Origin of the sequence: Streptomyces ossamyceticus (assembly GCF_001418475.1) — a bacterium.
Classification (GTDB): Bacteria; Actinomycetota; Actinomycetes; order Streptomycetales; family Streptomycetaceae; genus Streptomyces; species Streptomyces ossamyceticus.
Window position 1 is genome coordinate 1 of the sequence record NZ_LIQX01000539.1, and the last position, 9,686, is coordinate 9,686.

General features: G+C 68.9%; 8 protein-coding genes and 6 pseudogenes. 6 read left to right on the plus strand and 8 right to left on the minus strand.

Translation table 11 applies throughout. The features are described from left to right. On the minus strand, positions 1-590 hold a 590-nt coding region (locus tag AOK15_RS32420), incomplete at its 3' end, for a beta-L-arabinofuranosidase domain-containing protein (protein WP_157870431.1). A gap of 928 nt (positions 591-1,518) precedes the next feature. On the opposite strand from AOK15_RS32420, the pseudogene AOK15_RS32425 reads away from it, so the two are divergent. Both AOK15_RS32425 and AOK15_RS32430 read left to right on the plus strand, forming a co-directional pair. Next, positions 1,519-1,707, plus strand: a pseudogene (locus AOK15_RS32425) (N-acetylmuramic acid 6-phosphate etherase); the annotation flags it as partial. 149 nt (positions 1,708-1,856) lie between these two features. Continuing rightward, positions 1,857-2,507 carry a hypothetical protein gene (locus AOK15_RS32430; protein WP_157870432.1) on the plus strand — a complete coding sequence of 217 codons (651 nt, stop codon included), beginning with the start codon at positions 1,857-1,859 and terminating at the stop codon, positions 2,505-2,507. A gap of 4 nt (positions 2,508-2,511) precedes the next feature. On the opposite strand, the pseudogene AOK15_RS47615 reads toward AOK15_RS32430, so the two are convergent. Together AOK15_RS47615 and AOK15_RS32435 are read right to left on the minus strand one after the other, a co-directional pair. Continuing rightward, positions 2,512-2,695, minus strand: a pseudogene (locus tag AOK15_RS47615) (Phenylacetic acid catabolic protein); the annotation flags it as partial. Between the two features lie 61 nt (positions 2,696-2,756). Then, positions 2,757-3,575 carry an ABC transporter substrate-binding protein gene (locus tag AOK15_RS32435; protein WP_079058839.1) on the minus strand — a complete coding sequence of 273 codons (819 nt, stop codon included), beginning with the start codon at positions 3,573-3,575 and terminating at the stop codon, positions 2,757-2,759. Here AOK15_RS32435 and AOK15_RS42960 point away from each other — a divergent pair. Continuing rightward, a pseudogene (locus tag AOK15_RS42960) lies at positions 3,515-3,798 on the plus strand (tetrahydrofolate dehydrogenase/cyclohydrolase catalytic domain-containing protein); the annotation flags it as partial. The gene AOK15_RS32435 and the pseudogene AOK15_RS42960 sit on opposite strands and share 61 nt — an antisense overlap. A 10-nt stretch (positions 3,799-3,808) precedes the next feature. Here AOK15_RS42960 and AOK15_RS47620 read toward each other — a convergent pair. Together AOK15_RS47620 and AOK15_RS32440 are read right to left on the minus strand one after the other, a co-directional pair. After that, positions 3,809-3,944, minus strand: a pseudogene (locus AOK15_RS47620) (kinase); the annotation flags it as partial. Between the two features lie 143 nt (positions 3,945-4,087). After that, the gene (locus AOK15_RS32440) at positions 4,088-5,848 is read right to left on the minus strand and encodes a S8 family peptidase (RefSeq protein ID WP_055521896.1); all 1,761 of its coding nucleotides are present in this window, start codon (positions 5,846-5,848) and stop codon (positions 4,088-4,090) included. A 472-nt stretch (positions 5,849-6,320) separates the two neighbouring features. Here AOK15_RS32440 and AOK15_RS32445 point away from each other — a divergent pair, with 472 nt between their 5' ends. Then, the gene (locus AOK15_RS32445; RefSeq protein ID WP_157870433.1) at positions 6,321-6,569 is read left to right on the plus strand and encodes a hypothetical protein; all 249 of its coding nucleotides are present in this window, start codon (positions 6,321-6,323) and stop codon (positions 6,567-6,569) included. 524 nt (positions 6,570-7,093) lie between these two features. Here AOK15_RS32445 and AOK15_RS32450 read toward each other — a convergent pair. Both AOK15_RS32450 and AOK15_RS48925 read right to left on the minus strand, forming a co-directional pair. Continuing rightward, positions 7,094-7,486, minus strand: a complete 393-nt coding sequence (locus tag AOK15_RS32450) for a VOC family protein (RefSeq protein ID WP_055521898.1) — start codon at positions 7,484-7,486, stop codon at positions 7,094-7,096. Between the two features lie 97 nt (positions 7,487-7,583). Beyond that, positions 7,584-7,786: pseudogene (locus tag AOK15_RS48925) on the minus strand (helix-turn-helix domain-containing protein); the annotation flags it as partial. A gap of 795 nt (positions 7,787-8,581) precedes the next feature. On the opposite strand from AOK15_RS48925, the gene AOK15_RS32455 reads away from it, so the two are divergent. Next, the gene (locus AOK15_RS32455; RefSeq protein WP_055521899.1) at positions 8,582-8,860 is read left to right on the plus strand and encodes a GlsB/YeaQ/YmgE family stress response membrane protein; all 279 of its coding nucleotides are present in this window, start codon (positions 8,582-8,584) and stop codon (positions 8,858-8,860) included. A gap of 176 nt (positions 8,861-9,036) precedes the next feature. Further along, positions 9,037-9,162: a hypothetical protein gene (locus tag AOK15_RS48405; RefSeq protein ID WP_276206243.1), complete on the plus strand. Its 126-nt coding sequence runs from the start codon at positions 9,037-9,039 to the stop codon at positions 9,160-9,162. Here AOK15_RS48405 and AOK15_RS47630 read toward each other — a convergent pair. Beyond that, positions 9,107-9,391: pseudogene (locus tag AOK15_RS47630) on the minus strand (fic family toxin-antitoxin system, toxin component); the annotation flags it as partial. The gene AOK15_RS48405 and the pseudogene AOK15_RS47630 overlap by 56 nt on opposite strands. Positions 9,392-9,686 lie beyond the last annotated feature (295 nt).

A 9,686-nucleotide genomic window follows, 5' to 3' on the forward strand; every position in this document is an offset into this window, starting at 1 on the left:
CGCCACACGTCCAGCAGGCCCATGAGGGTCTTGTGGATGGTGTAGTACGGCACCCCCTTCGGGGTCCCCTGCTCGAGAGCGGTGAAGTCGGACTCGGGGAGGCCGGAGAGGTACCCGGCGTTGAAACCGGCGGCGCTGTTGTTGGCCTGGCACTTGGCCAACTCCGCGACCATGTAGGTGGCCTTGTCCCGGCACGTGGTGTCCCCGGTCACGGCGTACAGCTGAGCCCACGCCGTGAGGAAGTGCCCTTGGACGTGGCTGCGAAAGGCGAAGTTCGGCGCCTCCCAGCCGCCGGTGGCGACCGCGCCGTTGGTGGACAGCTTGTGGTTGGCACGGAAGTTGTACAGCAGCCGGTCCACATCGACGAACCGCAGATAGTTCCGCGTACGGTCCTGGTTGTCCAACCACCGGCTCGCGGTGAGCCGAACCTGACCGAGCTCGAACGGGTGCGCCAAGACCCCGATGTCGGCCCTCGCGGGAGGGACGACCGCATGGGCGGGAGACGCACCGATGAAGGACCCGGTGGCAGTGGCGGCCACGGTGGCCCCGGTCAGTTGCAGGAGGCGCCGTCTACTAACGGAGGAAGACATTGTGCACCTTTCGATACGGCAGAGCGACTCTTGGACTTTTGATGTGCCGGCTCACACGTCCGACGGTCGGACGTGGCGCGTCAAGGGCTTGCGTGCTGCCGACTTGGCGCCCTACGGCCGAAAGGCCGACGACATCTTCCTCACGTGGTTCGACTTTTCAAACGTCGTCCGAAATGCAGAACGCACATCTTTGCTGACACATCGGATGAATTAACGTATATGGGCGCTACTTGTGTCTAGCCGTGTGGAAACAAAATTCTTACCGGCTGTCGGGTCATCCCGTTGTTCTGCGGCCACGTGCTGCGGGGACGCAGTTCCACGCCCCGGTACACGATGGCTACGGCCGGGCCGTGTAGCCGCTCTGTGAATGCGGGTTGGCGGTCCGCTTCGCGTACCCGGCGGTGCAGGGCGCGGCGTCGGCCTTCGCCTTGGCGGCCATGCAGGGCTCCGCCCACCGCCACCGAGGGGGTGGCGACGCTGGCGAGACCGACGGCTGCGACGCCTGTGGCCTTGAGCGTGGTGCGCCGACTGATCTGTCGTGTCGCGTGCATGTACAGGAGACGAGGGGGACGGCGGGGCAATAACAGAAACCGGATGGACCTTGCGCAGGTGATTGCCTGACGGGGGCACGTTCACGTGTACGCCGACAGCAGCAGGCGTCCCGCGAGGCTCAACACGACTGATCGTCTTGGCGCTGACGGTCAGCAGTCCCGCCAAGAGATCACCGAGCCTCGGGCCGTCCAATTGTCGCACCATTGCGATAGCGCCATCGGAGCAACCGGCAACATCACGGTGGTCAACCGTCTCCAAGCCCACCCCCGCAGCAGAGGCCCTGACCACACCCGCCCACGGGTTGCCTGGCCTTCGGCCGGCCCTCAACTCACCCACCGCCCATGGGGAAGAGGGTCGAGGCGGGACTGGCCAGTTCCGCCGCATCGTCGCCCTCGCGACCGGCGCGACGGACGACGAGATCGAGCGCGCCCTCGCCGCGACCGGCGGCGAGGTGAAGAACGCGATCCTCGTCCTCCTCGGCGGTGTCGACGGTGCCTCGGCCGCCCGCCTTCTGGAGGAGTCCGACGGCCACCTGCGCGCCGCACTCGCCGCGGCGGCCGACTGAGCTACACGCCCAGCGCCCGACTACATGGTGAAACACGCGGTTTCACCGATGCTGCCCGGGCGCGCGGATGCCACGGTCGTGCATGTTTACAGCTTCCGGTGCCCGTGCAGCTGCGGAGTCCGGCAGAGCGCGAATGGGGAACCCTGGCCGTGGGACGTGTGATCAGTGATCGTTGGCGAGAGGCCGTCAGCCTGGGGGAAGGCATCCGCCCGCACCACGTCCTGTGGCCCCCGTCGTTCCGGGGCGCGCCACCCCACGCCCGTGTCCCCGCGAACGCGCTGGCCGCGCTGATGTTCGGCACCGCGATCTGCCAGGCATTCCTGTGGTTCTACTGGCAGGGCACCTGGCGGGACGAAGGGGAGCGCTACTCGGCCCTGTGGCTCACTACGGTGACAATGGCGATGCCGGTCCTGCTGATGCGCCTGGCGCTGGCTCACGCCTTGGACGACCGGCGCGGGGTGTGGCCCCGGCTCGTGGCCGTCATGGCCGGGATCCTGACGGTGGTCACGACCCCGCTGTTCCTACTGGGCTTCGCGGTGGCGTTCGACGACTACGGCCGTTACTGCCCCGGACCACAGCCCACCAACCCGGACCGACTGTCGGGGGGCGAGGTGCCCACCGCCGTCATGGTGGCGCTGGCCGCAGGGTCGGCCGCCTCGTGGCTCATGTGGGCGTGCTCGCGTCGCCAGGCGCGGCCCATAGATCTATATCGGGTGTGGCTCACCACGATCATCGTCACCGTGATGGTGACCCTCGCACCATCGCTGAGGTCGGCTGATACCTGCCTCTACGGGGGCTGACACCGAGTGTCCAGGTGGAGAGGGACAGCAAGTGGGTGACGCAGAACGCGAAGTCGCCGCCGGGGAGTTCGGCGAGGCGTACGTTGTGGAAGTCTTCCGGTCCCGGAAGTACGCGTAGGCGTCTCGTCACGGCCGGTGCCGTCGATCTGGCCGGCTCGGGAGTACAGCAGGCGTGCCTGGCCGAGCAGCAGGACCTGTGGGTCGTCCGGCAGCGCGTGCGGCCCTTGACCGAGGGCGCAAACGGCGGGCTCAGGCGGTGGCGTCCCGGTAGTCGCCCAGGCAGCGGAAGGCGCCCGCCGTCGCCCGGAACAGGTACATCGCGTCCGTGTAGCGGTAGGTGGACGGGTCGTAGTGGAGCCTCTTGGTGATGCCCCGGTAGTCGGTCTCCCGCAACCGGCCGGTGATCGCGGCCCGTTCGGCATGCGACGCGCCCAGGTCCGTCATGGCGCGGGCGACGAAGAGCGTCGCGTCGTGGGCCTCGGCGGAGTACCACGGCGGGGCGGACCCGAAGCGCGTCCGGTACGTGGTGACGAACGACTTCGCGGCATTCAACCGGGTCGGATCGAGGAAGGCGGTGGCGAACACCCAGCCCTGGGCGTCCTCGCCGGCCGAGGTGAGGAAGCGCGCGTCGAGGGCGCGCTGGGTGGCCAGCCGCGCGCCGGAGTAGCCCGCGGAGCGCAGTGCCCGGGCCAGCCGTGCGGCCCGAGCGTAGCCGCCACCGAACACCACCGCGTCGGCTCCCCCTTCCGTCACCGACGTCGCGAGGGCGCGGAAAGCCGTCGTATCGCCGTCGGCGGCGAGGGAACGCCGGATCACGGCGCGCTGCCCGGAGCGCACGGCGTCGTCGATCCCCGAGCACAGACGCCAGCTGAAGTCGCCCTCGGCGGCGTCGTCGATCAGCACCGTCCTGCGGGCCTCCAGGGTGCGCACGAAGTACGCGACGAGCGGCGCCGCCAGGATCGCGTCGGCGGGGCGGATGGCCGCGTAGACCCGGTAGGTTGGGCGATCTGCGTTCGGCTGTCGGCGTCGGGTGCAGCGCGGATGCCCGACGCATCGTCGAGGAGACATCAGGCAAGGCGGCAGAGCTTGCGCGGCGTGTCGGTGTGACGCCTTGCCTGGCAACGGTGCTGGTGGGTGAAGATCCGGCTTCGGTGACGTACGGATGAAGCGGGCGCGTTGCGCGAAGGCGGGCATCGAGTCTCGGCTTGTCAGCCTGCCGGCCACCACCGCAACGGCTGAGCTGGTGGAGACCCTCCAGTCCCTCCCACGGAACGCCGAAGTGCACGGCATCAGGTCGCCCGCCGACACCACTGGCGCAGCTGAGTCTCGTCGACGTCATCGGCGATCGGCTTGGTGGCGTGCCGGGTGAGGGCTTCGTCGAACGGCACGCCCAGGTAGTAGCCGTGCGTCTGGATCGCGGTGGTCGGCACGCAGCCGGCCAGCTCCTCAGGGCTGTGTCCGCGCTGACCGTACGGTCGGCGCGGACACAGCCCCCAGCTCGCCAGGAAGGCACGCGGCCGCGGGGCGGGGAGTCGTCGCGGCGCTGTGCGTGCTGTGCGCGGGCGTTGCCGGGCCCTGCGCTAGAAGGTCAGGTTCCAGGCGTCGATCTTGCCTGTGTCGGAGGCGGCGTTGTCGTTGACGCGCAGCTTCCAGGTGCCGTTCGCGACCTCCGAGGAGGCGTTCACGGTGTAGGTCTGAGTGATGTTGTCGGCGCTGCCACCGGCGCGGTTGTGCAGGGTGTAGACGGTGCCGTCCGGCGCCACCAGGTCGACCTTCAGGTCACCGATGTAGGTGTGCTTGATGTCCACACCCACCTTGAGGGTGGCCGGGGCGTTGCCGGTCACACCGGTGACGGCGATCGGGCTCTCCACGGTCGCGTTGTCGGCGATGGTGAAGTCCGCGAGGTTCTCAAAGTACTTGCCGGGCGGCGGGGTGGCCCCGACGGCCTTGAGGGCGTCGACCTGTCCCTCGCCGAAGAACGCGTTGTTGGCCGTCGTGCCCGTGCAGCGGCTGTCCGACGGGCAGGCGATGTCATTGGCCTGGGTGTCCAGCTTGGCGCGGAGCTGCGCCGGGGTGATGCCCGGGTTGGCGCTGGCGATGAGTGCCGCCACGCCGGCCACGTGCGGGGTGGCCATCGAGGTGCCACTCTTGCTGCCGTAGCCGCCGCCGGGGACGGTGGAGTACACGTTGCTGCCCGGTGCCGCGACGTCGATGACTCCCTGACCGTAGTTGGAGAACGAGGCCTTGGTGACGCCAGTGCCGTTGGCCGCGACCGTGACCACGCCCGGCAGTTCGGTCGGGATGTCGAGGCAGGCGTTGGTGATGGTGCGGGTGACCGGTGTCGAGTCGTTCGGGCTCGCGGAGTCGGTCGTCTTGTGGGCGAGGTCGTAGTTCTCGTTGCCCGCAGCGGCGATCTGGAGGGAGCCCTTGCCCTCGGCGTACTCCTGGGCGCGCTTGACGCCCTCGATGATGGCGGCCTGGTCGATGTTGTCCGGGCAGTTGAACTGCCACGGGTCCGTGTAGTAGCTGTTGTTGGTGACCTTGAAGCCGTGGTCACCGGCCCAGACGAAGCCGCAGATGGTGTTCTCGGCGAAGAAGAAGGCGCTGCCCGGCTCGGCGACCCGGACCGCGGAGATCGTCACCCCGGGGGCCACACCGACGACGCCCTTGCCGTTCTTGGCCGCGGCGACGGTGCCCGCCACGTGGGTCCCGTGCGTGTCCACGTCCCGCCAGGCGCCGGCCCGGGTGTCGGGCTTGCCGTAGGCGCAGGAGACCGAGTCGGCCGCGTTGAAGTTGGGCGCCAGGTCCTGGTGCTGGTCGTCCACACCGGTGTCCAGGATGCCGACCTTGACCGAGGCCGAGCCCGGGTTCACGGCCCAGGCCTGGTCGGCCTTGATCTGGCTCATGTCGGCCCGGACCGGCTCTCCGGCCGGGGTCGAGGCCTGCGACGGATTGGGCGGGAGCGCCGGGTTGTAGGCGTCGGCCGGGACGTCCGAGGTGCGCGTGGCGCCGACCTGCTGCACTCCGGAGACGCCGCGCATCGTGGCGGCGAATCCGCTGGACGCCGAGTGGGCGACGATCACGCCGATGGCCTCGAAGTTCGAGAAGACGGTGCCGCCGTTGGCCTCGATCGCGGAGCGGACCGCCGCGTTGTCACCGGGGGCGGTGATCACAAGGTAGGCACGCGTGCCGGCCACCCAGGTCGCGCTCCGGGAAGCGGGCACGGCGGCCGAAGTGGGGGCCTTGGCGGTCGGCGCGGTGGAGGGGACGACGGGGAGCGTGCCCGCGAGGGCTCCCGGGGCGCCGAACGCGAGGGTGGCACCGATCGTGGCCGCCAGCACCCACGTGCGTCTAGAGCGGCTGGATATGTGGGGTATCAATGCGTCCTCCGGAAACGGCCCGGCCGCGCTGAGGGCACCGGCCGAGCCGTACGAAACGAGTGGTGGAAGCAAGATGTCAGGTGCATGCCCGTGAACGGAAGTACCTTTCCGTGCAGGGACGTCACAGAGGCATGGCTGAAAACAGACGCATCCCGGGCATAGACCCCGAGCTCCTGCGGCGCGCAGAACGTCGGGCTCGGGCAGCGCATCGACCAGTCAGAGCACCGTGCTGCGGCTGACGGCCCCCCGAGAGCGGCGAGAGTGCGGGGCGTCGGGCCGTGCCGGACGTGGACGCGGAAGACTGTGGTCGTTGCCCGGGGCTGCGACCGCGGGCGGGCTCGCGGGTGCTCAGGGGATCCGCTCTTCGTCGCGGCCCGGCGCTGGGCCGAAGGGGGGCATGGAGGGGGCGTGGTCCTGCTTGCGGTCGCCAACGTTGGATGACGGCCTTGCCGTCGGCGGTGCCGACCGTGGCGGGGACATCCTTGGCGAGGTCCTTGCCGTCCGCGTCGGCGCCCGGGTAGAACTCCTTCCTCCAGTCGAGGTCGACGCTCTCAGGGATGTGGTTCACGACCGCGCACCGCAGATCGTCACCGGTGGGCTCGTCGGAGTGTCGTCCAAAGGCGGCGGTGAGCCGTACGAGCAGGACCACCGGAACTCCGGGGTGTTGACCACGCCCTGTTGACAACCGCCGACCGGAACACGCTGAACCGAACCACCAGGCTGTCACCACACACTTCCGGTACAGGGCCCGCCGACGCGCAGCCCTGCGGCCACCGCGATCCCCGGGTTCCCCGGCGCGCCAGGCGCTCCGGTCAACCGACCCTCGCCGCTCCCGAGATGACGGCCCCGATCGGGGGGATGCGCGTTCTGAACACCGGCTACGAGCGCTCGCCGCACGGCGTACAACACACCGACCGGAGACATTGACCAACGACTTCTTCATCAATCTGCTCGACATGGGCACAAGGTGGAAGACGTCGGCTTCCGACGAGACGTGTTGGAAGGCTGAGATCGCACCACAGGCGAGCTGAAGTGGAAGTTCGTGCGTGACTTCGTAGCCGCGTGGGACTGATGAACCTCGATCGGTTCGACCTCTCCTGAACCCGATGTCCGGCTCGGGGCGGTGAGCGCCGCTCGCCCAGAGTTCCGGCAATACCTCCCCGGTGGGCACGCACGCTCCTCCCTCAGCGCGCGTGCCCGCTGTCCTCATGTCTCCTGGAGTACGGAGAGAACGTTCCCGGCGGGGTCGGTGAACCACGCGATCGCGGCGGGGCCGCCGTCACCGGCCCGTACGATGCCCCTCTCGTCATGGTCGAACCCGGGATAGCGCTCAAGGCTCACGCCGCGCCGCTCCAACTCGTCGACAGCGGCTTCGATGTCCTCCACGGGGAAGTTGAGGATCGTGAAGGTCGCGGGGGTGTGCGACTCCTTCGGGTAGACGAAGACCTGGGCGCCTCCGCCGAGCGTGAGGGTCAGCATCCGCATGTCCCCCTCCCCGCTCTCCTCCGCGCGCAGACCGAGAGTCTCACCGTAGAACCGGCGGGCCTCACCGAGGTCGTCGACCGCGAAGCCACTGAACGCCTTGGATTGTCCGAACATGCCCTGTCTCTCCTTCACGGGTGCGCTGTTCCGAGATCTCAGGGCACACCACACGGACCCCGGTCATCGGCGCGCCACGCTGACGACGCGAGGGGCGCAGCAGCCGGAGTTCACGCGCGCGGCGTATGGCACGTCGTTGCGCCGGTTCACGGTCAGCATCCGTTGGACACTCTTCAGATGGGTCTTGACGGTGTTCACCGTCACGTGCAGATGCGGCGATCTCCTCCGTCACCATCATCTGGACGGCCCATCGCAGCCGCCCCGTTCCTGTCCGCTCAACCGTTCGACGATCATCGCGGGTGCGTCTGGCCGGTACGGCGTCGCCGGGACCGTCCGAGAGGCGGAGTTTCCCTCTCAGATCCAGGGCTCTCCCGTCGAGCGGTCGTTAGGCGACCGAGTGCGTGACCGTGCCCCGGGAAACTGGTTTCCCGGCCAGCCCAGCGCGAATAGCCGCGTCCCGCTGGACGACGGAACTGGCGACCGTCAATTGTGTTTCGTACCTGAAAGCGATGCGCTGGGACCCGGCGGCGTGTACGCGCACGGTCCGCTGCTTGTCCTCGACGCCGACTCCGAGCGGAATGTGACGGGCATCCGGGCGGGCGTGCGGCGCCCGCCTGGAGCCAGCCCTCGCCTTGCCACTTCCAGTGCTCCGACCGCACAGCTTCGCCGGGTTGCCGGTCGTGGCGGTTGGATGTCCGGTGATGTCCGTTCCGACCGCTGGAAGCGCGGACCCTTTGAGGTCCCGTCAGAGGGGCCCTGAAGCCTCCTCGCCGCCCGCGGGTTTCGCGCCGAGGGCCGCAAGCTCAACGTCACCAGCGTCAACCGCGCTGGCGCTACTGATCGCCGAAGGCTGCCGGACGTGAGCGGGGGCGAGGTGACCACCAGCTCCCGTACGCGCATGGCTCTCACGCTCGCACTCGGACAGGAGCGAGGCCACAGAGTCGGCAGTCCGCGCTCTTTGATCGCGGCCCTCCTCCTGGAGCCCGCTCTTCACGAGTCAGGAGCCGACATGGCCAGATGTTTGTTCGAGCGCAATCGGTGCAGACGATGAACTGCCACAAACCCTAACCCCTATACAGGAAGTGGAGAGGCACCATGAGCATCATCGCGTGGATCATCATCGGCCTGCTCGCCGGCGCCATCGCCAAGGCTCTGATGCCGGGCAAGGACCCCGGCGGCGTCATCATCACCATGCTCATCGGCATCGTCGGCGGTCTGCTCGGCGGCTGGCTCGGCAAGGTCATCTTCGGCGTCGACTCCATCGACGGGTTCTTCGACCTCTCCACCTGGATCGCCGCGATCGTCGGCTCCGTCATCCTCCTTGCCCTCTACCGCCTCGTCACCGGCAACCGACACTCGCACCGTCACGCATGACCTGCTGAAGGCACAATGCCTCCGGACGCACTTGGGCGGCTCTCTTCCTGTTCGCAGGACGGGAGCCGTCCAAGTGCGTCCGGCCGGGCATCTCGTTGCCCGCCCACTGGTTCCTGTCCTCCGGGGCCAGGCTCCACCGCGTCCTCCCGTCGTCCCAGCCTCGATGGCAACCCCGCATGTGGCGGGCGCCGCCCCCCTTCCTCAAGCAGCAGCATCTCGACTGGGCCTTCCGCGCGCTGAAGGCCGCACTCGTGAGCTCCGCCGAGGGCGGCGACTACACCCCCTACGCATCACGCCCGTAGCCGCGGCGACAGCCGTGTTGGAGCGCTTCAGCCAGCGGCACCGCCCCAGCGTGTGCACCAAGGCACACGCCTTTGCAGAGGGGGCGTCGTAGACGGGCTGCTCGAACAGATCGTCCCGGTGACGGGGGGCCGCCGAGACCGGCACACCGTAGTCGCCGGGCGGCGGGTCGTCCGCTCCGGCCGCCCCGGCGACCTGCAGATTCCTGGGAACGTCGATGTTCACGTCCATCAGACCGCGTTCGCTCCCCAGGACGCCTCGCCATGCGGACCGGGTCGGCGTTGGACCCCGGTGTCCAGGCGTGGCTCCGCATCATCGCCCACCAGGGCGTGGCGGTCGCCGGCATGGACTTCCGCAACACGTCGACCCTGCGCGGGTGATCATGGCCGGTGAGAGCGGCGGCGGAATCCTCTCCCTCACCACCAGCCTCCAACTGTGCAGGGATGGAGCCGACATTTCACGCCTCCTACCGACCCGGCCCTCCCCCCTGCCCCATGCCCGGCCGGGCGGGCATGGGGCAGGGGGG